The 23,803-nt window shown below is 37.0% G+C and carries 16 protein-coding genes; all 16 read right to left on the minus strand.

The features are described 5' to 3' along the window. Positions 1-836: 836 nt before the first annotated feature. The 16 genes from K5677_RS06970 to K5677_RS07045 all read right to left on the minus strand — a co-directional run bounded on the left by K5677_RS06970 (position 837) and on the right by K5677_RS07045 (position 23,784). The gene (locus K5677_RS06970) at positions 837-1,034 is read right to left on the minus strand and encodes a helix-turn-helix transcriptional regulator (RefSeq protein ID WP_296726188.1); all 198 of its coding nucleotides are present in this window, start codon (positions 1,032-1,034) and stop codon (positions 837-839) included. A gap of 21 nt (positions 1,035-1,055) precedes the next feature. After that, entirely contained in the window at positions 1,056-3,149 is a 2,094-nt protein-coding gene (brxL, locus tag K5677_RS06975) for a protease Lon-related BREX system protein BrxL (RefSeq protein ID WP_296726190.1), read from the minus strand. Positions 3,150-3,167: 18 nt separating this feature from the next. Continuing rightward, complete coding sequence (pglZ, locus tag K5677_RS06980) at positions 3,168-5,759, minus strand: BREX-1 system phosphatase PglZ type A (RefSeq protein ID WP_296726192.1); 2,592 nt, start codon at positions 5,757-5,759, stop codon at positions 3,168-3,170. A gap of 17 nt (positions 5,760-5,776) precedes the next feature. Then, positions 5,777-6,613 carry a DUF2971 domain-containing protein gene (locus K5677_RS06985; protein ID WP_296726194.1) on the minus strand — a complete coding sequence of 279 codons (837 nt, stop codon included), beginning with the start codon at positions 6,611-6,613 and terminating at the stop codon, positions 5,777-5,779. A 10-nt stretch (positions 6,614-6,623) separates the two neighbouring features. Further along, the gene (pglX, locus tag K5677_RS06990; protein ID WP_296726196.1) at positions 6,624-10,130 is read right to left on the minus strand and encodes a BREX-1 system adenine-specific DNA-methyltransferase PglX; all 3,507 of its coding nucleotides are present in this window, start codon (positions 10,128-10,130) and stop codon (positions 6,624-6,626) included. Between the two features lie 21 nt (positions 10,131-10,151). Next, entirely contained in the window at positions 10,152-11,933 is a 1,782-nt protein-coding gene (locus tag K5677_RS06995; protein WP_296726198.1) for a DUF262 domain-containing HNH endonuclease family protein, read from the minus strand. A gap of 13 nt (positions 11,934-11,946) precedes the next feature. Then, entirely contained in the window at positions 11,947-15,474 is a 3,528-nt protein-coding gene (gene brxC / locus K5677_RS07000) for a BREX system P-loop protein BrxC (RefSeq protein WP_296726199.1), read from the minus strand. 31 nt (positions 15,475-15,505) lie between these two features. After that, positions 15,506-16,066 carry a DUF1788 domain-containing protein gene (locus K5677_RS07005; RefSeq protein ID WP_296726201.1) on the minus strand — a complete coding sequence of 187 codons (561 nt, stop codon included), beginning with the start codon at positions 16,064-16,066 and terminating at the stop codon, positions 15,506-15,508. 11 nt (positions 16,067-16,077) lie between these two features. Next, positions 16,078-16,704 (minus strand): DUF1819 family protein, encoded by a 627-nt coding sequence (locus tag K5677_RS07010; RefSeq protein ID WP_296726204.1) that lies wholly within the window; start codon positions 16,702-16,704, stop codon positions 16,078-16,080. Positions 16,705-17,229: 525 nt separating this feature from the next. Then, entirely contained in the window at positions 17,230-17,985 is a 756-nt protein-coding gene (locus K5677_RS07015) for a hypothetical protein (protein WP_296726206.1), read from the minus strand. Further along, a complete protein-coding gene (locus K5677_RS07020) occupies positions 17,969-18,724 on the minus strand; it encodes a hypothetical protein (RefSeq protein ID WP_296726207.1) in 756 nt (251 codons plus the stop codon). Before K5677_RS07020 ends, K5677_RS07015 begins: the two co-directional genes overlap by 17 nt. A gap of 13 nt (positions 18,725-18,737) precedes the next feature. After that, positions 18,738-20,996 (minus strand): hypothetical protein, encoded by a 2,259-nt coding sequence (locus tag K5677_RS07025; RefSeq protein WP_296726210.1) that lies wholly within the window; start codon positions 20,994-20,996, stop codon positions 18,738-18,740. A 60-nt stretch (positions 20,997-21,056) separates the two neighbouring features. After that, complete coding sequence (locus K5677_RS07030) at positions 21,057-21,761, minus strand: EcsC family protein (RefSeq protein ID WP_296726213.1); 705 nt, start codon at positions 21,759-21,761, stop codon at positions 21,057-21,059. A gap of 50 nt (positions 21,762-21,811) precedes the next feature. Further along, positions 21,812-22,603, minus strand: a complete 792-nt coding sequence (locus tag K5677_RS07035) for a hypothetical protein (protein ID WP_296726216.1) — start codon at positions 22,601-22,603, stop codon at positions 21,812-21,814. Between the two features lie 24 nt (positions 22,604-22,627). After that, positions 22,628-23,020 carry an HIRAN domain-containing protein gene (locus K5677_RS07040; RefSeq protein ID WP_296726218.1) on the minus strand — a complete coding sequence of 131 codons (393 nt, stop codon included), beginning with the start codon at positions 23,018-23,020 and terminating at the stop codon, positions 22,628-22,630. Further along, positions 23,008-23,784: a hypothetical protein gene (locus K5677_RS07045; protein ID WP_296726220.1), complete on the minus strand. Its 777-nt coding sequence runs from the start codon at positions 23,782-23,784 to the stop codon at positions 23,008-23,010. The genes K5677_RS07040 and K5677_RS07045 overlap by 13 nt, the downstream gene beginning before the upstream one ends. Positions 23,785-23,803 lie beyond the last annotated feature (19 nt).

The raw sequence follows: 23,803 nt of genomic DNA on the forward strand, positions 1-23,803 counted from the left end.
GCTTCACTGCAGTCGTTCCGGAAACAGTACATTTGTTTATATTGCGAGTATATTATTTAACTTATGGGCAGCACCGTGGGCAGAAGCGGAGAGTGTGGGCAAAAGTTCCGTGCAGAGTGGGCAGTCTGAGCGGTATATACAGATAACGTTCGTTTGCTTTCGGTTGCGTTTACGAAACATCTACCTTTTGTCTCTGGTATTCACGTACCCTTTGAAGATTTCTCGATGATTTACTCATCACGCTTCCGCATTACATACACCTTTAAGGCTCATGAGGTCTTACGTTGCTACTTGTAACAACGATGACTGCTGCCTTGTCTTTGCAAACATAGGTCCTAACGGACTCTAAGAGTTGATTTAGCACAGCTAAACAGGCTCATTTCTTCGCGCTTTTTCCCGACTACTCCTAATAGGTTACTAACTCGTGACTGCTTTCATTACCAAAAGTCGTAAGGATAAGGTGCTGTAAATTCGCTTCAAATCTTGATATGAATTGCAATATGATGTTTGGAGCCACTATATCGCAATTTTGTCAAGTTTCTATGTACAAAAAGTAAACCTTTCAGCAGATGCGGCGAAACATACACTGAAAGGCTTGACAATACTATATTGAACGTGCTATAATATACACGCAAATAGCCACTTTGCTAAGTCATTCAGATGGTTGCACATCTGTCTGATAATGGGGAGTGTTGGAACGCCAATTCCAATGCTCCCTGCGGAGTGTTTATTTTTTAATACATTTGCATTATATCACAAATTTTTGTGATTGTCAATAGGTTAATATAAAAAATTTATCTCCCGATTTTCTGAGGAAAGTCGGGAGATTTTTACTTTTATTCCAGAAGACTTGATAATTTTATACCAAGAATTTTACATATTTTTTCATATGTTTCAAGGTTGGTTGATACTCTATTAGTCTCTAAGTTATATACAGTATTATGACTTAATCCAGCTTTATCAGCTAATTGTTTTTGTGAAAGTCCTAATTCCAAACGTTTCTCTTTTATGATTTCATGTGCATTCTCTTTCATAAAACTCCTCCTTTTCTTGTATTACTCAACTCCCAATGCTTTAAAAACAGCATCTTCGGGGCTGCTATAGAATATAAGATTAAAGCTTCCTACAAGTTCTGATGGAACGGTTCCGAGGTCTGCTGCTGACGTTATAGGCAGGAGAACTTTCTTAGCTCCGCTGTCAAGACAAACCTGAAGCGAATTTGCAAGTTCGTCAACTTTTATCATTGTACCACCTATACTTATTTCGCCAAGTACAGCAAGACTTGATACTGTTGGCTTTCCAAGAGCTATTGAGCATAAAGCTATAAGGGTGGGAAGGGCGAGCTTTTCAGTCATACCGATACCTTGCAGATCCTGATAGTTGATTATGTAGTCCTTTGCAACAGTACTAATAGAACCACTGATGCGATTTCCATTAGCTTTCAGATAATTGAAGGCTGTTGTAGTTGCTTCTTTACTGTCTCTGCTGTAAGTCAGACCTGTTCGGTCAAACTTGCCGTTGCCGGGGAGCATCTGACTTTCAAGACGGAATACACCAATCATACCTGAAACGCCCTGAGAAACAGTGTAAACCTGCCCTGGATTGCACATTCCTTCAGGAATAAGCTTTCCGCCGCCTTGTTCTGGTACAGAGACATATTTTTCTTCAAATGTTTCGTTATCGATGTATGAGAAGTTTACATCGTAGAATTCCATACCACCGAGCTTTTTGAGCTGCTCTTTAACTCTGCGACGCATTTCAAGGGCAAATTTGAGGATTTCTTCAAGCTGTTCCTTAGTGAATTCTCCGTCAGGATAAAGGAGCTTGGTAAAACCGCCAACTATTTTTCTTACAGCGATAGTATCTCTCTGATTAAGGTTCTTTCCAAGCTTGAAATACTTATCAAGAGCATCACCGTACTGTTCTTTACGCAGCTCACGTATGAATTCTGCAAGATAGTCGGTTATGAAGCCATAATCATCTGTAAAATGCTCAGGTCTGAATTTAGGGATTTCCCAACCTGGTATGTAGCAATGCATACGGTCAAGGAAAGCAGTATCAGTACCCATTACAGGTGGGAACGGATCAAATAGACTTGAAGTTTTTAGCAGTACATCTACACTTTGATTTATGTTTCCTACGAAAACCATAGATGCAGAAGCAGCCTTTTCTTCCTTACCACGGGCAAAAGAACCTGATGCCATGTAGTCTTTCATTATCTGTATGCCGTCTTTGTCTTTAAAGTTGATACCTGCAACTTCATCAAAGGCAACGCAGTCCCAAAGTCCGACAAGCCCGACTGTTCTTCTGCTCATGTTATAGAACAGATTAGCTACTGTAGTCTGACCGCCGGAAACAAGAATACTGTTTGGCGAAATTTCTTTATAAATATGTGATTTACCAGTAGAGCGCGGTCCCAGTTCACATAGATTGAAGTTGTTTTCAATGAGCGGAACTACTCTTGCTAAAAGAAGCCATTTCTCACGTTTTTTCAGTTCGTCTGGCTCATAGCCGCAGGAACGGAGCATAACATCTATCCATTCCTCTTTAGTAAATGCTTTTCTTCCTTTTTTGAGGTCGTTTATATCGACGTGGGGCATCTGAATAGGTGTGAGCTTACGAATTCGGATAGGGAAATCATCAGTTGTTTTCTTTTTAAGATCCTGATCCATATCCGCAAACTGATCGTCTCCACCGTATTCAAGCTGGACGATACACCATATACCACCACAAAGAAGGCGATCATACTTCTCAGGATATTCGTCTTCGATTTGTAAAGCTTTCAGACCAAGATTAGAAAACTCAGCTTCATATATATCTTTCTTGATATTAAGGCTAACAGTGATTTTGTCAATAACAGTATAAGCGCCACGTTTACGAAGCACAGAGAGAATTTTCTGTGCTTCATCGGGACGGACGTAGTTATCTGCAAGTATCTTTTTTACTGTTTCCACGCCCTTATCAATAACTTCCTGATCATCAGAAGAACAATACTGACCAAGCAGAAATTCAAGAACATAAACAGGGACATTAAGACCTTCTTTTATGTGTTTCGTGAGGTCTTTACGAACTATCTTACCGTCAAAGTATTCACGGAGCTTTTCTTTAATAGTTTCTCTATCACATACCATTTTATCAACCTGTTCCATTAAAAACTCCTTTCCTTATCAGAAGAAATTGAACTCATCAACGGCAAATGCGATATCGATCTGGAATTCTTCTCTCTTAGGTATCTGGTTTTCATCTTCATTTGAGATTACAAGATAATAGATTTCTTTACTGTCAAACTGCATTGATTTAAGGTTAAAGTTACATCTGAAAGTTCTTTCCTGAGCATCAGAGCTTGTCTTATCAGCGATGATTTTAGCAGTATCACTGACTGCTGTACCCGTAGAATCAGTAAATTTAATAGAATATACAGCTGCTTTACGATTATCTCCAACCGCATCTTTCTGGAAAAAATTCAACGAGAAAATCATATTGCTGATTTTACGATTAGCGGAAAGAAGTGTGATCTCAACAGGTTTAGTATCGAACTGAGATTTGTTTTTCTTATACTGCTTATTGTCGTTTCTGAGAAAATGATAATCAATCAGCGGCACAACCATTTCCTGAAGGCTCATACCACCGTGAACGAAATTAAGCCCACTGCCGTATGTTTTTATGCGGACGTTGCCTTTAGGAGCATACGCTAAGAACTCTGTTTTGCCATTAAGGAATTTAATAGGCTGTAGGTACTTCGGCTTTGTTTCACCACGCATTATGCAATATCTGCGGCTGAAATTAACTTCGTTTCCATTCCAGCTTTCCTTGCTGACTTTATCATCTTCGGTGAGTGGGCTGTATGTGTACAGGAAACCGTGATCAGCAGTAATATATATCCTTGCACCGCCAAATTCGTTAGCGATGATACGAACCATGGTTTTTATTTCTTCTATAGTTGCTTCACATGCACTAAAGACAGATGTTTCGGAATTGTGTGCTGTATCATCTATTCTATCATGATATATGTAAACTACATTCATTCCCTTAACGAGTTCACTTCTTTCAGGTCGTTTCATTCCGATGATATTCTTGTACTGTAAAGCAACACTGTCTTCGTTAGCCGTTTTGAGAACCTTCTCACGATTAAGGCTGTCAGTTGGCTGACCGTCTGCAAGAACTACAAGCTTATCATTCTTTATTTCTGCTGTCAATTCGTTATGGGGAAGGAGTGCTGCCATACCAAATGGAGTTATTGTTGGGTATATTCCGCACATACTGTCGATTGACACTTCACTTTGCGTTTCACGACGTAGCTGTTCTGAAAGAGATACAGCAACTTCGTATCTCAGTGCATCAGAGATGATGACAAAGATACGGGAATCAGCGGAAGCTATGTGGTCGGAATAGAAGTTGACCTGGCGTTTGATGTCAGGAATATAACCGTGCTTTTCAAGATCCTCTCCTGATACAGAAGTCCAGTTATCAGAAAGCTGGGTAAGATACCAACCTGAGTACAGTGCTTCAACCTTGTCAGCAACGTGCTTGAAAAGATCATCAAGCATATCATTTGAAACAGTAAGGCTTTTCTGAAAAGCACAATGGAACTGCCTGTAATACTGATCCATTTTATAATAATCAGAAGTATAGGCTTTCCATATTTCTTTTGTTTCTGCAATGTGGAAGCCAGCAGCATGATCAGTGAAAAAGCCCTGCATATAAGCAATTGCTATCAATCCTTCATAGTAACATGAAACATTCTTATACCAAAGCATAGTTCTGCGCTTTTCATTGCTTGTCAGTATAAGTTCCGAAGGAATAATCTGATTCTTAATATCAGTCATCAGCTTGATAAGGATGATAGAACTAATACAAGGGAATACTTCCGTGTCATAGATTGATTCTATATTCAGAGAATTAAAACGATTAAAGAGTTTCAATTCCTCCTCAATAGCTTCAGCAAGCGTTCTGTAAGAATCATATTCATCACAGTGAATCCATTCAGAAACAAAGTCAAAGCAGAATGACTGATGTGGTATTGAAATAAATCTTTCCAGTCCTGCAAGATTGTCTTTGTTCATGGTTCTGGTCGTAGCTGTAAGGAGTATATGAGCAGCTAATTCAGCAAGAGATGTATTCTTATAACCTGTTCCCTGAGATATAAGCTGCCAGAAAGCAGTATCTACTTCGTAGTTAATAAAACTCTGATAAATGCTGTTTTCATCATTGTCAAGCCCTGCTTCAAGCACCGAGCGTATTATGGCATTAGGTGAGATTTCTTTTACACCGCATATTGCTGCCATTACAGCGAGGTGGATATGTGCAGGCTTTTCAATTTTATCAGCCATAGCAATGATCTTGTTTCTTCTATCTTTAGCATTGAAGAATTTGCTGTAACGCTTGATAAGTTCACGGTAATTAGGACTTTGTACAAGACCTATTTCGTCCATCCAAGCAGTATATATATCTGCGCGGAACGGCTCTCCGCTGTATAATTCTATGTTGATAAGCCAGTTCTTTTCAGGTGAGTCATAGCTTATCGGACAGTATACAAGATAATTGCTTGTAGTATCTTCGATAGTGAGAAGCTTCTTCACGGCAAACTGATTAGAACCTGTGAGCTTAATAATCTTGACGTTATTAAGCTCAAGGTCATCGATCTGCGATTCAAACTTCTGATCTTCATCGTGCCAGAAAACAATTCTACGATTATAGAATTCCGGCAGAGGTGCAGAAAATCTTCGTGTCAGATCCTGTACTATTTTTTCGGCATCCATTATGATATCTCCTGTTATTATGATCTTTTTCGATATGAGCTAAGTGATTTTGAAATAGTTATTACTTCATTCTCACTTGGTTTAATACTGAATTCTTCAAGCATTTTTCCTATTTCTTGTTCCGAGTATTTACACTCTGGTCCAACTATAATCCTTTTTAATGCTACTGAATCAGTATTACACCATGATAAACTATAATGAGGTTTAATATCATTACATAAATCACTTAAACCAATCTCTTTAGGAGCAACATCAAATTTATCATATGGGTAATATACGATACGTACTTCTTCTTCACCTTTGAACGTCGGGTTTTTAATAAATGATGCGTAATGCTTAAAAGTTGATAATATGCCATTTATCCAAGCTGTTACTCCGTTTTCTCTTATAACCTTATAGCATATATCAGCTAAACTTGATCTAACTTCAACCGAATCATATAATACTTTTTCATAACCTATCGATTGATCAAGATTAGTTGAAGTTATTGGCTGCTGTTTCTTAATTGGAAACCAATCAAGGTCAAAACCTAAACAAACCCCTTTTCCTTCATCACCATATTCATTCCAAAGGTTAATTAAATCCGGCTCAATACAGAAACAGCAGCCGAAAGGAATATCTACTGCCTTTTGAATAGCAAAAGTAGACTCAAGATTATCAATTGTATTTTTGACTAATTCTTTATCAAGATCGGAATTTATCAAATAACCTTGAATAAAACACCATATATTTTCATATAACCTTTTTACTTCCTGCGAATCATTGGATTCGGTTAGGTTTGTCAGCCATAAGGTTTTTGATTTAAGCATACTTCTATATGTATCGATATTACAGTAATAATACACTATACTCATGTTTTGTGCCTCACTTTATCTTCGCAAGTACATCCTTGAAAATCTCATAATTATGCTTAACACCGTCATCAAGGTCAATCTTAATCATCTGATCAGCAAGGTGATGTATCATTTCTTCGTATGTAATAAGCTCATCAGCCTGAGCATTGAGCTTTTCAAGTTCTTTGTTCAGCTTTACAGCCTCACTGCCTGATGCTCCGCTGATACGCTTTTCTATATCGGCAACAGCTGTTCTGTAACGTGACTGCTGCTCGTGAACGTAATCGGTTCTTAAACGGGCAATAGTATCCGGCTGATAGCGGTGCATATAGATAAGAGCCTTGAAGCCGTTCTTCTTTCCGCTGTCAAACAGCCAGTAAATTGGACGCTTCTGATAAGTCTTGCAGTGATCCGCATAGAAGCTGTTAAGGAAATAATTGCGGATAACAGCTCTCGGATTACCCTTACCGCCGAGGGCATCAGCGATAAATCTTAGGTTATCTTCAAGAGTTTCCTCACCGAAGACTGTCTTAACAAACTGAACGAAAAGTCCGGTCAGGTCGTCGTCGAAGTATTCGTTGTCGCAGATAGGTATAATGTTATCTTTATCAGCCGAGAAAGACTTATACTTGCTTTCGTCCCATTCTCCGCCTGCATACGCCACTCCCTCTGTATCGAGGGAGTATCTGCCGAACATACAGCCCACAGCATAGGAAACGAAGCTCCGCATATCTCTCTGCAAGTCGGCGGCACGAACGGTAATATCCTTATCGTCCACTTCGGGCGTCAGCTCATCCTGCAAGCCGTAGATCTCAATAAAGATACGGTTCAGCTCCTCCTCATTGGCTTTGAGCTTTGCTCTGCGGTCATTGCACTCGCCCTGCCACAGCAGATAGCACAGCTCCAACGGACAGCTTGCCTTCGGGTGACTGCCGTAGTAGTGCTGCATCGCTGCACCGATAGCAGTTGCGTCCCACAGCTCCTTTGACCACTTCACAAACGGGTGTTCCTTGAAGTCCCAGCTTGTTTCAAAGCTGTCCCAGTCGGTTTTGGAAATACTGATATTTTCCAAAACAATACAATCTATATTACTCAGTAGTTCTTTATCATCAGAGTAAACAAACGGTATTCTTTCTATATCCCCATTAGTAAAACTCATTGTAGGATTAAGTGCTTTCATATACCAAAATGTCACACAACTGCACATTAAAGCAAGCAGATAATAGAGTTTTGATTCGTCTGATAAAAAGATTGACCTACTTGTATCATCGTAAATAAATCCAGCTTCTTTGAACTTAACGGCAAATCGTGAAGAACTAAGTTTATTCCATGTAAGACCAGTTTTGAAATAGAACAGAGTGTTTTGTGGACGAGCTGCAAGTTTGCCTCTTGCATTTCTAAGAGTCTTGATTTCAAAACCATCGTTATACCAATTTACAATGATTTCGTTGTTGAATGACCATTTACGATATTCTCCGCCACTGTTACAAGGAAACCATTTGTATTTGCAGTCTTTAGTATCTTCTGTTGAAGTGTAGCCAAATCCTATGTTTGGAAATGATACTTCGTACCAACTTCTTTCAAATCTATCGTTATCACCAGTCGCAAGTCCAGCTTTTGGTTTTGCAAAGTCAAGAAGTGTTGAACCAATTACATAATTATATATGCCACTTTCTCCTACCCAATAAGCAATTGGTGAACCTGGAATTTTAATAAAGTTTTCTTGTTTTGCTGTTTTCCACCGCTCATTAATTGTTGGGAAAACAAAAGGAACTCCGTTTTCATCTGTTTCATAGTATACTGTATATTCGTACTGTGCATTGTAATCTGCTACTCTATTATTGTAGATAATAAAAGCAGAAGTTCCAAAGTTTATTCCTAAACTTGTTCCACCTTTACCGAGATACGGCATATGAACCATATTCACTATTGTCTTTGCATGATTGATTTTTGAGCGTAGTTCTTCAAAACTTGATAAAAACATCCAGCTTTCCATTGTAATCATTGATGTAAAACTGTTAGGTTTAGTCATTGAAAATGCTTTTTCAATAAACGCTGAAAAGAAATCGCTTTTGCTGTCAGGATAATTATTTTTCAAATAATCTAAAAGTAAAGCATTCATATTACCGCTGCCCATATACGGTGGGTTTGTGCAAACCACATCATATCGCTGAGAGAGTATCTTGTAAAGCTGCATCAGGTGTTCCATGTGACCAAAGCTGAGGTCAAGCGTACCCTGAAATTCGTCAAGTGCCTTGTCGATCTCATCATCAGCCTGCACCGTGATAAGAGAACCGTAGGTGTCGGCATTCTCAAACTGCTCCACGAAAGACTTGATCGGTTCGTCAAGAAGCGAGTAATTGACAATGGGGAGATCCTGAAAATGAGAAAGGTTAGGCTTGATACCTCTACCGAGAAAACGGCGGTCATACTGCCTTGCTTTCATCATCACGGCAAAATACGCAAGCTGATACGCACGTTTGTCGAGGTCAAGTCCCCACAGATTATTGCGGATGATATTCTGCGCTGCATCACGCTCAGTGTATCCGCAGGAAAGATAGATCTGCATCAGCACATCGAATGCATAAACGAGAATGTGACCGCTACCCATACAAGGATCTATAAATCGAATCTGCTCGGGCGTGAGGTCTTTGCGTCCTGCACGGATCTCTGCAAGCTGTGCCTGCACTTCGGGTGTCTGCTCCGCTTCATCGAGGTAGTATTTCCATTCAGAACGGGCAGAGGTGTCAGCGTGACCGTCCACCCACAGTCTGCCGAGGGAGTTTTCGACCATATAACGCACGATCCAGTCAGGTGTAAAGAGCTGTGTCGCTGCGGCGATGTTCTCCTTGCTCACCTTGACCTTGTTGCTCATAGCAGCGAAAACAGCGTCCTTTTTCTCGCTGTTATAATACTGATACAGCCAGCCGATGATCTGAACTTGGTCTTTCCAATCTTCTTCAGGTATGAGAGTGATCATCTGCTCCAGTACGCTGCCTTCACGAAGGACATTATCAGGGAACAGGAGTATTGTAAAGTCAGTAATACCGCTGAACATTCCCGGAAGGATCTCACCAAACGCATTGCACTGAGTTATGAGCAGATACTTATAAAGCTCCTCTGTATCGTTGGCTTCCTTGTAAGCATAGACTTTATCCATGTCAAGTCCATCAATATCAAGGTGAATAGCTTCATCTATTATCTGAGGCTTGAAATTGTTGGACTCGTCAGTAAACACTCTGACATGACTAGGAAGATATCCGTTTACCTCCATGTATCTGAGAGCGGTAAAACGGTTGAACCAAGTATAAGCGGCTTCTTCCATTGCTTCCTGATAGCCAACGTTGTTTATTTTTTCAATGAGCGAGTTACGCTGCGATTTCTCATTAGGAGTCAACACTCTGCCATTTACACTATCGACATTAGCTTCACCGCAGTTTTTTTCCGAAATTCCATACTGCAATGCTTTCTGACTTACACGGGAAATAAGCTCACGTCTTGCCCATATAGCATATTTTTTTAAAGCATTCTTATCCATATATTAGTCCCCCTAATGGAATTATACCCATCCGTTCTTCTTGAATTGTTCAATCATCGCTTTCTGTTCATCAGTAGGCTCGGATATAGTTGCTTGTATCGGCACCTGATAATCGTTCTTCCACTTTTCTATAATTGATTTTATATCATTTGCGATTTGTATATCTCGTTCTGTTATATCGTCAAGACTCCACTCATTAATAGCCGATGAAGCCATTTCTTTTGTACAAGCGACAGCTGACTTTGCATATTCAACTTTCTTCTTACCAAAATATCCATTACCTGCAGTTATATTGAGACGTTTCTCAAAAGGCAGCTTATTGCCTATATGCTCTATTTTTTCTTTTATCACATCCTCCTTGACATCTGGGAAATAGTTTGTCTGCCATTTCTGAGGGAAGATGTGCTCAATTTCCCAGCTCTGAGGTAATAAGTCTGTTTGTTCACTGTTCCTATATGCGATAATTTTCAAAAGCATACGTACCGCATTTCTATTTGGAGCTTTAATTGCATTTGAAAGTTGGGTGAGATCAATATCCTTAAAATTGAACATAGGATGCTCGCTATCTATAATGGATACATTAAGTTTTAATATATCACCCTTTACTGCATTGATAGTTGGGAAAAGAAGATATCGAGAAAGAAGCTCTGCCAATAAGTTCCTTAAGAAAATAATAAACGTATCCTTAAAGTTTTCTGATTCACGATGCTGAAGATAGTATATTATAACAGGGTATTTCCAGAATTCATTTGGATAAGAGCTCAGAATATCAAGAACTCTCAAAATAGAAGCATCTGTGCTCCACTCTTCGTCCTCTATAGTCTCTCTTTTTGTAATAACAAGCCATACATTAAGGATAGTTCTGAGATTATTCATTAGACTATCTTCAAAAAGCTTGATACTTTTACCTTCAAGGAAGTATTTCCTTACACCGGGAGTTGTAGAGTTACTATCTTTTTCTTTAGCTCTAAGATAAAACATATAGTAGTAAAACAACTGTTGAATGCTTTCGCCGGCATATCTTGCTTTTTCATCTAAGTCTTTCCAGTCTTCAATGAAATCCTTTTTATCATCACTGCTTTTTTTATTGTATATTTCAGCTTTGAATATATCGGCATCTGATAATGGCATTCCACGGTCATTTAAAGTCGAGAATATTCTTAATGCAGTACTTTGTGTATCTGCAGTAATAGGTAACAAAATCGCCTGATGCAACAAAGCATATATAAAATCATAGATCATCAAAGGATCATTTTTAGATGCTTCATCAAGCAACTCTTGAAAACGAATATAATTCTTAGAATAATTATCATCAGCTTTATTATTAGCTATACCTGTTTTCAGTATCTCTCTAAGAATTTCATTTCCTTCATTGTTTATGACTCTGGATGTTAAAAGTATATCATCAAAATCAACTTCAGCTGTAAGCTTATTTGCTCTCCATATACATTCTCTGATTTGTTTTAGAAAGTTATCGGATTCTTTACTTTGTGTGCCTTGTTCAAGTTTTGTATATATAGCTCTCAAAAGAAGAAAAAGAGAGGTTATACGCTGCTGGCCATCAATTATTTCCTGATTGCCTTTGTTCTCGTAAGATACTACGCATCCTAAAAAATAGGTCGCATTACGTTTGGAGCCACCATCATTTTGGGTAAAGTCCCATATATCATCAAATAACGTGTTAACTTGATCATAACTCCAAGCATAGGGCCTTTGGTATTCAGGAATAACAAATGGATTTTCAATACCTGATGATAACAATGTTTTAACGCTCTGTTTATTAACTTCTATGGTCGCAGCCATGTTTATTCACCCCTTATTTTATTTCAATACCATCGCAGCCCTGCATATACATTTTTAGCTGGGTACGGATCTGTTCAACATAATTGTCGAGTTCCTCCTCAGTTTCGATTCTCTTTGTAGGAAAGACTATCTGGCGATTATATGCTTTTATAATTTTCTTCTGCTTAGTTCCTGTTTCAGTCTTAGGTTTATTCTCCACAGGTGGCTTCTTCATAAGTTCAATGTTATAAAGCGCCTGATCCATGTGCTGAACCATAGGAGGGAGAAGTCCATCAAGAAGTGCAAGGCTTTCAAGTTCGCCTATACGCTCTTTCTGCTGAGTGTAGAACAGATCAGATTTTTTGAGTATATCTTCGCATCTGAAATCACCCGAACCAGCAGAATGTATCTTTTCCATACACTGACGAACGTTTTCAAGGATTTCAGCTTTCTTCTTTTCAAGAAGGCGATTATGACCTTCTCTAACTTGCTTCATGAGTGTATTAAGCTCAGGAATACATTTGTAATCGAACTTTGTATTAACTACAACAAGCAGACGAATTCTGTTCAAAGCATTATTAGCTTCTTCTTCATGGGAAAGATAATCAAGCTCGTTATGAAGATCAGCAAGCATTTTTACAGCTGAATCATATATCTGTACCTGACTTCTGAAGAATTCCTCGACCTTATGCATATTATCCTTGCTGTCATACAGGTCATCTTCTTTTTTGATAAGTGCTGAAACAAGAGAAACATTGTCTTTCTTCTGAGAAAGAATCTCATTTGAAAGGTCAATTGCGTGTTTTACGACCTGCTTATCAGGATAATTCTTTCCGTCATAACGTCCCAATAGTTCTTCATAGTGAGTTTTCATTGCAGTGAATTTATCAATGATAAACGATACAAGACCATCTTCATCAGCCGGAACGTCCATAATATCAAGAAAATCACGGAGGAATTCTCTTGCTTCCTTCATATTTGAAGCGTTTATACTCTTACGCTTTGAAACGAGCGTTCTTCCTGTTTCAGACTTCTTTCTGAGCATATCAGGAAGCTTTGGATCAGAAGGCTGAATAGTATTTCCTGCGTACTTTACTGTAACCTTCTGATCAACGATCAGTAATGCAACAACAGCAGCTATATCAATTTCACGCCAGCCATACGGTATAGCCTGGTATCTTGTCTGAATATCAGCCATTGAAGTAGGAAGCGACTTAGTGTCCTGCATTTCGAGGTATTCTTCTATTTTTGCTGCCGCATTCTGATTCGGAACATGACCTTCAAATGCAAGCTGTGCTTTTTTTGAGAGAATTTCGATTATGTCATCATCGGTCTCAGCATTTTTCGTAATAAGATCGAGTTCGCTGTAAACATGAGCAACAAGGTATTCAAGTGACTGGTCAATTTTTGACTTGGCATCACCGTTCTTAAGTGAAATGTGTTCGCCGTCGACATAGAACTGAGCATTTTCAATTGCCTTGCGTAATGCATCAATGGCAGAAGTCTCATAATTATTCGCCTGATCCTGCTGAGCACGAATAATGTCCTGCGTAGATTTAGGCATCTGCGGTACGTTATGCTGCATAACGTACTTTCTGATTTGCATTGCCTTTTTCAGCGAGTCAAAGTAAGGGGTTTCATCAAGAGCGATTATAGCTTCGCCGTGCGACTGTGCCATAAGTGTCAGCTCATTCTTTTCGGTTGTATCAGTGGCAACAGTAAGAAATTTCAGTATCATTCCGCCTGTAGCAGCACCGAACGTTGCATTATCCACTTTCTGATCAAAAGCAAAGTCGTATTTCCCGTAGCGATATTTTTTGGCTGTATAAAGATCACCAAATATGATCTGACCAATACGCTCTATAATGTTTGATGTATCAACAGGAGTAGCGTTTATTTCCTTCTGAATGTCCTGTTCTTCATCGGTAAGGAAGTTATACTCATCGCCAGTTCTACCAATGTAGTTCTGGTCCATTAATCTTTCAAGAGATTTGCATACAGCTTCACGAAGAACTACCTTGTCTGCTCTTATGTCATCAGCCATAAGAATAACGATATTATCAATGGTTGCTTTAATATCATCAATATAGCGAATGAGGTAGAGGAGCTTTAAAACATCTACATCGTACTGTTCGATACCTGCCTGAGTATCAGCGGCCTTCTGGCAGCGTTCAATAACACGTCTGATCGAACCATCAAGGAAAGTGTGAACGGTATCATAGAAGTGGAAGAACGGAACAAGAGTATATTCGTCTCTGTCCTGAACCTTCTGTGCAGCCTCCTGGAAACCAGAAAGCATGGAACGCTCACCGCCTGAAAAATGCTTTCCGGCGTTACCGTGCTTACGGATTTCGTTGAAGACCTTCTGCATGATTATAAACTGATAAGGAACAAACGGGTAGTTTACAGCAAATTCGTGTGCTCCGCTGTATCCCTTTATATCAAGTAAAGCATCTCCGTGTTTGAAGCTGAAAAGATTACCGAGTACTGAATCATTTTCTTCATAAAGCTTTTCAAGCTCCTTTTCAACAGGAGCTTTTTTGCGAAGGATTCGCTTCTGAATTACTTCATCAACTGATGAAGATGTGAGGGAAAGTCTTGACTTAAATCTTGCCTGAATACGTGAGAATTCATCTGCACGAACCTTAATGATCTCATCAATAGCTTCCTGTCCGGTACACATTACCCATACTTTACTTTCGCATTCACTGCCAATCTTTTCGGTCAGAGATTGCAGATTTAGGAGCATGTCTGTATCAGTACCAACGTACTGTCCGGCTTCATCGACCATAAAGAGCAGTCTGAAATCATCAGGCTTACTGTCTACATATTCTTTAATATCTGCTACGAGCTGTGCTATACTGAATTCAACAGCACTCTTGTCATTGAACCAATTCTGAGCATCTTCTTCGCTGAGGTCAAGAGCTTCCATAAGGGCAGGGACAATTGCCTTACCATTAAAAGCAAATGCCTTTCTCTGTTCAAGCCACGGCTTGCCTTTCTTTTCTTCAAAAGCTTTACGAAACGCTTCTGTTTTGCCTTCATGTTCAATATACTTTTCAAGCATTGCTACTTTAAGGTTTTCACCATAGAAACCGAGGTGATTATAAAACATCTTGGCAAAGACTTTAAGAACAGCAGTTTTATCTTTGTTTATAGAGCCTTCAATATCAATATTGAAAAGAATAGTCTCAGTCTTTCCTTTAGTAGCATTATCTATAAGCATGAATGTTGCTGGATCATCTGCAAATTTATCACGGAAGTATTCAACCGTTTTCTTTCCCTGAACTTCCTTGTTTTCAAGAATATAAGAAAGCATTTTCAGAAAATGAGATTTACCACTTCCGAAGAAACCGGAGATCCAAACACCAATGTCAGAAGTCGGATTTGAAAAAGTCTCTCCGTAATAAGTGAAAAACGACATAAAATGCTTTTTCAGCTCGTTAGTGATTACATACTCTTTAACTTCCTGATAAAGAACGCTCTCTTCATCCTGATCTACTTTTATGACACCATTGACCTTACGGTTAATGTCATCGTCAAACATATTTTTAATAAGCATAATAAAAATCCCCTTATTAACTATTGTGTGGTTAAACTACATTAAAAGCTCTGTAGTACGGATTTGGTGTGAGTTTATCAAATAATCTGACGTAATTGCCGTCAAATGTACCCGGATACATGACAAGTATCGGAGTAGCTGAGAAGTACGGCTGTACGGCTTCAAGCATTTTATGAACTCGCATGAAAGGGAAAGCGTCGCCTACGCCAGTAATAAGCATTACATCTCCAGTTTTCAATTCACCGTATTCCTTCATTTTGCTTATGAATTCTTGTTCTCCAATGGCAGAATGAATTGATTCAAGGGTGTATTCACTGCCGTCGCTTTCTTCCATGTCAGGTATACTGTCAAGTATATCAAGGTCAGCACATATCTCCATAAATATCTTGTACAGATCATATTCTACGATATGACTTTTTATAGACTGATCGGTAGTTATTTGCTTGACAAAGTGCTTTATTTTCATTTCTTCAGCAGGATCATAGCAGAAGATACGTATATTCACTTCATTGCTGAGTCCCTTGCCTTCGAGGAAATTTTCGTCCTGAACAAGTTTTCTGAGTTTATCAAGTCTTTCATTTATATTACTCATATATACTTACCTCATAAACAATTAAATGCAGACAGTGCTGCGGTGTCATTGTTGTTTCTAATTGAGTTTTCAAGGATAGAGTAGATCAAAACAGGATTAAGGTGATCTGATTTTGTATTGTCGAGGTAATTGTTTTCTACCAAAATCCTTACAAGAACTTGCTTTATCTTTTTCACAGTGCTTTCAGCCCATGTAGAAACATTATCGTCTTGCTCCTGTAACCTCATAAAAAACGCATTTACATCTATCTTGCTGAACGAAAGATTCTGCTGTTTGAATTTATCGCCTACAACAGTGATCATAAAGTCCCATACAAGACGGTTATACTTCATCATAGAATAAAGACATATCTGCTTTGCGACTTCACTTGACTGTGTTGCAATAGCAGAAACGAGTGTTTTATCACCTAATGAGTTGAGTCTGTTTATACAAACCCGTGCAAGATTTTTTATTTGACGTTCAGTAGGGTACTGAAAGAGATTATCTGCAATAATTTTGTTTATTGCTTCTTCATCGGTAAGTCCATCATTTAAAAGTTTGGCTGTAATACGCATCTCATGGAATAAGAATTGTTCTCTAGTCAGTGAGCCATTATATTTAGAATTAATAGATACAATCTGGCGTTTTTTCTTTTCCACGCCAAAACCACATCCTTTCATGGTTCAATTATTGTAAAAAGTCGTTATATAAACGTTTAGTTTCTCGTTTCAATCAGTTCAAACAACGATTTATACATTTGTTATCACAATATATTAGGAATAACGCTACATATATTATATCATTAATTGCTAAAATAGTCAACGTGAACGCTCATATTGAATAAAACAAATAACATTACGTTTCTCTGAATATATCAATTATTCTATTTCACTAATCTCATTCTTTTTTTTGCTTAATTTGCAATTATTTAACAAACAACCAAATTATAGCACAAATTACCACTAAAACTAGTATTAGAATTGTAAAAAAATCAATTATTTTTTTAGTCATAGTGATTCCCCCTTTATTCATTTTCGGTTATCTCTTCAGCTAATAATTGATGCCAATAGCTTAGCGTTATCATAAAACTTCAATAGTACTTGAACAAATGAGTATTCAAAAACTTGGGGTTCTATATTCTTAGCCATTACAATACGCCTTTGTATAAGATTTCATAATATATGTCAGATAAATTCAATTTGAATATCACTATCCTTCAAATTCAGTTCTGGATTGATATTCTTTATAAAAGTTCTGATCAGATTTTCAGTTGACATTTTGGCTCTTGCAAGATTTTCATCATTATTTTCAAGCTGTTCGGTAAGATTATCTAATGCTTCTGCACGATCATTTAACATCATTTGTACGCCTGAATCATAATCGCCATTTAATTCAAAAAATCCTTTTTCATATTTATATAGGTATGCTTTAGTGTTATTATCAAGAGCTATATGATTTAATTGAGGAGTCTTTAACTTTACAAGGATAAAGTTGTTATAATCATCAATTATAAATTCGCTGATACTCATGTCAACCGTATAGACACCGGTTGCATTAAATTCAACCCATCTTGTTGTTCTATCCTCGTCCTCTTCAGGATCAGAAATTTTAACCCAACTATCACTTACGCTTAAAACTTCCAGAGAATTTTCTTCTTTTATATTGCCAATAGTGATCTTAGCTCGGTTGCTAACATGATTCTGTTCCTCAAAATAATCAAACGATTTTTGCTTGAATTGATCATACGTTTTTTTCTTTGTATCATTAAAAACATTAGAAAACGCTGCTCTCGATGCTGATTTTGCATTAGCGCAAGAGGTTAAAAGCAAAACTATACTAACTACTATGAGTGTAAAGAGTAATATAATATATACTGCCTTTAAACCTTTAAGATTGCTTTTGCGTTTAGTTTTTCTTGTTGTTTTATTTGAAACGGACATGAATCACAACCTCCTCATTTGTTGAAGATTGAATAAGGAATGTCACTTGTTTTTCAGCTGATTCCATTGCAGACTGTTTCAAATTTTCGTAGTTATTTACAGTCTTTTCTGCATCAATAGTTAGTTCCTTAATGCTGTTCATTGTTGCTGTGTAACCGTCCTCATTGCTACCAGACCAACTGTGTTTCATATATGAAGCAAGTTGCTGACTTTTTTTATCATCAATTCTTAAGGTAGCTTCTGGCATAGGAAGTGTTACTTCATAGATATTGCCATTTGGAATTATTTCTGCATCATATAAGTCAACGGTAAAAGTTATATCACCATAGAATGCTAAAAGTGATTTATACTTATCCGCAATTTCTAACAGATCACGCATTACTACAGATGCTGAAAGCACCTCTAGTTTTCCCATTGTCTGAATTTTATTAGCAATATCGACCTCTGTATCTTTAGCAGATAGTCCTTCAGCTGTACCTTCTTTTGCACCTTCCGCAATACCTTCTGTAATCCCTTCATATGAACCCATTAACTTTCCAGCGGCTTTTCCGGCTGTAGTGCCAACTCCTGTTCCGTAATTATTAGCTTTGAAAAAAACTGATACAGAAAAGACTACTACCAAAATAGTAACCATAGAAAAAATTAACAGTTTTACGGCAGATGAAGCTTTTTTTATTGTTTGACCAATGCTTTTTTTCGAGGATTTTGTTGTCCTCTTTTTTACTTTTGCAGTAGGCATTTTCTCACCTCACTTATTTTATGCGAGTATCAGATTTAATATCTGATAATTCTTCGTCTATATCTTTATAACTACAAGTTGAGCTATATTTAGAAGTTTCGATGTCATAGATTGACCTAAATGGATTCAGTTTTTTCCAATTCTTTTTATAGAGCTTATAATTATCATTTGCTGTTACAGTGATTTTGACTTCTCTTGAATTATCTACATATTCGCCATCTTTGATAGTTTCCTTATTTGTAACATCGTTGTACGATATAACAACTTTTCCATTATCGTATGTATAGTCTTGCGAATTGAAGAATGATCCCTTAACTTTACTTATTTCAATATCTATATCCTTATAGTATGTACTGTCACCAGAATCGGTATTTATCGACTGAGAGCCACTACCACTTAGTATGTAGTATACTTCTTTTATTTCCTTCTTTGAAGCTGTTGTTTTGGTTACAGCAATTTTTATTGCTTCATTTTTTAAAGGACTCCAATCGGAAACATTGATTTTTATACCAGAAACTGTCTCGATTTTATATTCATCTAAAAGCTCGTTGTCATCAAGTCCAAGTGGATTAGACCAACTATTAAAAGCTTCTTTAGATTTATAGGATTTTTTATCAGGATTTGTTAACACATCACCATTGTAAATATTGAATTTAATCTCAGTTCCGACTGATTCGTCAAGTTCTACTGAAAGGCTTGCTTTTTGAGCAGAGCTAAGCTCAAAAACTTTATCAATTGTCACTTCGTTGCCATCATTATCTTTGAATCTTATGCGATGATCTGTACTGCTAACAATACATTCTGCTTGATCTGAAAGATTATTAACTTTATATCTTTCGGCAGGAGTAAAGCTTGCAGTCAGTTTATCTGTACCAGCGGCGAAGTAAGAGTTGTTTTTATTGACTTCTTTTCCATTAATAAAGTAAGTAATAGTTCCGCCCTTATCAGGCTGAGGAAGATCTATTGTCTGCTTGGGCATGAATTTTAGTTCATTTTGAAGCATATATTCAATATTTGAGTCAATAGTGAGTTTCCTTTCATCAACTCCCATATTAAACATATAGCCATCATCTGCTTGTCCAATATAGTAAATTACATCTCCAATGTTGAGATTTGTTTTTTTGCTTATCTGTTTATGACTGCTATCGTAAAAAGATACTTTACCGTTGGAATAAGTGTATGCTGCCGGATCAAACACAAAAATGTCAGATTCGTTATATACGGAATACACATATCCGTTATTTGTTAATCTGAATAGATTTTTAGTAGTTCCTATATCTGTAATTTGACCTTCGGATTCTATTCTAACCTCAGCACCTAACTTGGCTGACGCCTCAAATGGTTTAAAAGGATAATCAGGTTCATATTTTTTTCCATCAATCCAGATGGTTACAGGTTTTGTTGAAGAAATACTATCGATTTTTATTCTGAATTTTTTTCCGAACACAAGTTTATACTTATCAATTGCACTTTGAGCATTATACTGTGTGAACGTAACTATACCTGTTTCGTCAGAATATGTTTCACATTTAGGTTCTGCCTCATCCTCAATAAGATAATACTCATCTGGATCATACTGTGCTTTAACACGAAATGTAGCGTTAGCTTCTACAGAATAATTATCAGATTTAGTTGAATATGACTGATTACCAACATTTATGATCCATACTGGAGAAATCGAAAGGGTATTTCCATCTGCATCTTTGTACTCTGCATTAAAAGTTAAATTTCTGGTTTTGTATGAACCATCGGGGATAATACTTATCTCCTTATACTGAATATCTTTCGGTATAGTTACTGTGTCACCTTCAAAATATGTATAATTATAGATAGCTTGCTCGCCATCAAATACTGCCATTCTGAAACCTCGAAATTCATATGTATTTGATTGAACAAGACTTGTTGTGTCGATTTGTGCATAGATAGTATCTCCAGGGTTCATATAACAGTTATCTTCATTTATAACCGAGTTATGCTCCGTATCTGAATAATACTTGACGTTAAGCAAGCTATTTGAAGCAAAAGAAACATGGAGTTCTCCTTGACGACTTTCAAGGTCAGACTGATTTATTTCGTTGTCAATATAATAACCGCTCTCGTCTATGTCATCATCATACATATCCTTCATGGATAGATATTCTTCATATTGCTTGTTATCAGAAAGAAGATAGTCATGTAATACTTTTTCTTTTTTTTCATTGAACTTATCTGCTGAACAGCTCGATAAAACTGCGCAACATACAGCAGTTAAAGCCAAAATGTACCTTTTCATCTTTTATTCACCTCTATATTACGAAAACAGCATATAGTTATCCATTAAACATATAATGACTTAATCTAAGTCTTTTACATCAACGTCTATGATATCTTCGTCTTTGTCATTTGAAGAAAAATCGCCTTCCATAAACCATTTATATGCTCTCTTGGAAATAATTTTGGTTTCTGAATAATCAAGACCTCCACCAATAACAGCTCCTACTCCCGGTACAAGCTTACCAAGATTAACAAGTCCTTTTGTTCCAAATTTCGTTAAAAATCTAAAACCTACTTTTTGATTAATCTTAGTAAGAATTTTTCCCGGAATCTTTTTTATCATACTGTTTGCAAATTTAACTCCAAATTTAACTCCTACAGCTTTTACAAGTTGATTAACGCTTACACCTGCTAGGCAAGCATAAACGAAGGTTTGCGTTTGATCACAGGTCAAGTCATACCCATTCATATACGCAATACAGGCTATCATTCTCATTTGAACATAAATTACACTACCGACATTTGCTGGAATCGCAACAGGCAAAGTTATTAAGCCACCAAATCCTGTTAGGAACCCAGAAGTAGTACATTTAGCTATTTGATTTTTTATCATCGCTTTGCAGGCTTCTTCTTTTGTTTTATGCTTTTTCAGATAATCATTTGCCAAATCTTCAACATTAGGGCTGACTTTAGGAATTCCATTTATACATTTATCATAGCAACCTTCAAGCAGATTCATTATATCTTCTTGTGTAATTTTTTTCTTTTTATCTTCATTAGGCATATCATTATCCTCCACTTTACATAATAACCATTAATCATTGAAAAGATTCTTTATTTTATATTTTGAAAATAGTCACTTAACGTTTTTATAGGAGTATTATTTGTACTGTTATAAGCATAGATACTTAATACTATCGAAGCGTCAACAGCATTAACAGCACCATCACCATTGGCATCCAGTCTTAAAGTATTGTTTTGTAAAGTAGCTAAACTAAGTTCTAATGATGAAACTTTTTCTTCAAGCTCTTTGATTTTAGCATCTTTATTAAGCGGTTCACCAAATGGTATTTCTATTTTTTCTCCAAATAATACCATTGGTTGATTAGTTTTTAAATATGGTTCTTTAACGTATAAATCAAAAGACATTAGCATTGTTGCAGCGTAAGATGTACCTACTGCATTAAATAAAGAAGTATATACTACATATGAAGAATCATCATCTGAAAAAGAAGTAGTGTACTTTGAAGCTGTCAGCTTGTAATTATCAAATGAAGATGTACCAGCATACCCTTCTTGACCTACAGCAGCAATCATTGAATCGTTAAACTGAAAATTACCTATTACACCACAGGTTACATAATTTCCAGTTTCGCATTGTATATCGATATGTATATGGCCATTATCATAAGCTGTCAATGCATATATAAATTCCCAAATTTTATCCTTGTTTTTTCCTTTAACAGATTTACGATAAACAACGTTTTCCTCATTATCCGAGACATTTATAATATTCTGTTTAACTGATTCTGAATCAACTGTTACAGCATTTGTTGTATATGTTGTAACATATGTTGCAATTGTAGAAACTGAAAGTATCGTTGCAATTATTCTTTTAGATATCATAATTATTCCTCCAAATATATTTTTTTAAAAATCCACAAGGTATATACCGATGCTTATCTGCTGATAGTCGATACTCTTCTTATGAATACTCGAAATATAGGCAACAAGGAGTTTGCCAGCATCCATTAATCGAGAAAATATAGCATTATCCTTCTCAGGAACATAGCCGAGCTTCTTTCCGTCACTTGTCAGAATAAGAATAGCTTTATCATCAAATTTATTGTCTTCACGCTGCAACGTAAGTCTGTCCTTTATCTTAATCTCCTGTAATACAGATTTATCCTTAAGATAGCTTACTCCTGCAACATAAGTATCAAACAAGTGTATCTCCTTTGTTAAAGGCTTTATAACATGATCGAGCCCACCGTTTTGAGTTAAGGCTACAACTTCAGGCTTTTTTATCATCAGCTCGTCCATGTAAATGTTCCCCCTTCAACAATGAATTGTTTCAGCTGCTGATCCAGTTGTTCAGCATACTCTATGTATTCATTTAGCTCATTTTCCAAAGCCTGTTTCTTTTCCTTTATCAAGCTATCATCACTGAGTATATCCCTATAAAGATAGGGATCAGTGCTCTTGATTTTTTCAATTTCCTTATATAAGTTTTCGATTTTATCATCAATATCGGGAATAGTCACCGTTGTCTTACCTTCACCCAATGCTGCAAGTGCTTGATCTACGAGGAATTCGACTTCTTCAATTTCTTTCAGATCATTACACTGATATGCAGTAAGATTACGCAGCCATAGATCCATTAATTCTTCATGTTGCTCTGTAAGCGGATTTAAGTCAGGATGAAGCTTCTTGGCTATTCTGCGATATATCTGACGTATCTTTAATACTTCACTTTCAGGAATGGTTTTCATATCCTTACAAGCCTCATTGTTGGCTATCATATCATTAAGCTGAGACTGATATTCAGCCATATCATGTTTTATTAATTTCTGAACCTCAGTCATATCAACGCTTTCACCTCGATTGAAGTACATCATGCAATAGGAAAGCATCTTTTTCTTTTCAATACAGGAGATTTTTTGCTTGAAAACGGCTGTAATCTGTTCACCAAACTCATGAATATACTGTCTGAATATAGCCTGAGCTTCCTTGCGATAACGGTCACGCTCCATGAGCAAGTTCTCATATTCATCATATCTTCCGTCTTTAACGTATACAATCTCCATTATATCACCTCAATATTGA

Source organism: Ruminococcus sp. (assembly GCF_024684275.1).

Coding starts and splice junctions, on each gene's coding strand:
- K5677_RS06970 (WP_296726188.1), bottom strand. CDS start 1,034: ATGAAAGAGAATGCACATGAAATCATAAAAGAGAAACGTTTGGAATTA.
- brxL (WP_296726190.1), bottom strand. CDS start 3,149: ATGGAACAGGTTGATAAAATGGTATGTGATAGAGAAACTATTAAAGAA.
- pglZ (WP_296726192.1), bottom strand. CDS start 5,759: ATGGATGCCGAAAAAATAGTACAGGATCTGACACGAAGATTTTCTGCA.
- K5677_RS06985 (WP_296726194.1), bottom strand. CDS start 6,613: ATGAGTATAGTGTATTATTACTGTAATATCGATACATATAGAAGTATG.
- pglX (WP_296726196.1), bottom strand. CDS start 10,130: ATGGATAAGAATGCTTTAAAAAAATATGCTATATGGGCAAGACGTGAG.
- K5677_RS06995 (WP_296726198.1), bottom strand. CDS start 11,933: ATGGCTGCGACCATAGAAGTTAATAAACAGAGCGTTAAAACATTGTTA.
- brxC (WP_296726199.1), bottom strand. CDS start 15,474: ATGCTTATTAAAAATATGTTTGACGATGACATTAACCGTAAGGTCAAT.
- K5677_RS07005 (WP_296726201.1), bottom strand. CDS start 16,066: ATGAGTAATATAAATGAAAGACTTGATAAACTCAGAAAACTTGTTCAG.
- K5677_RS07015 (WP_296726206.1), bottom strand. CDS start 17,985: ATGTCCGTTTCAAATAAAACAACAAGAAAAACTAAACGCAAAAGCAAT.
- K5677_RS07020 (WP_296726207.1), bottom strand. CDS start 18,724: ATGCCTACTGCAAAAGTAAAAAAGAGGACAACAAAATCCTCGAAAAAA.
- K5677_RS07025 (WP_296726210.1), bottom strand. CDS start 20,996: ATGAAAAGGTACATTTTGGCTTTAACTGCTGTATGTTGCGCAGTTTTA.
- K5677_RS07030 (WP_296726213.1), bottom strand. CDS start 21,761: ATGCCTAATGAAGATAAAAAGAAAAAAATTACACAAGAAGATATAATG.
- K5677_RS07035 (WP_296726216.1), bottom strand. CDS start 22,603: ATGATATCTAAAAGAATAATTGCAACGATACTTTCAGTTTCTACAATT.
- K5677_RS07040 (WP_296726218.1), bottom strand. CDS start 23,020: ATGGACGAGCTGATGATAAAAAAGCCTGAAGTTGTAGCCTTAACTCAA.
- K5677_RS07045 (WP_296726220.1), bottom strand. CDS start 23,784: ATGGAGATTGTATACGTTAAAGACGGAAGATATGATGAATATGAGAAC.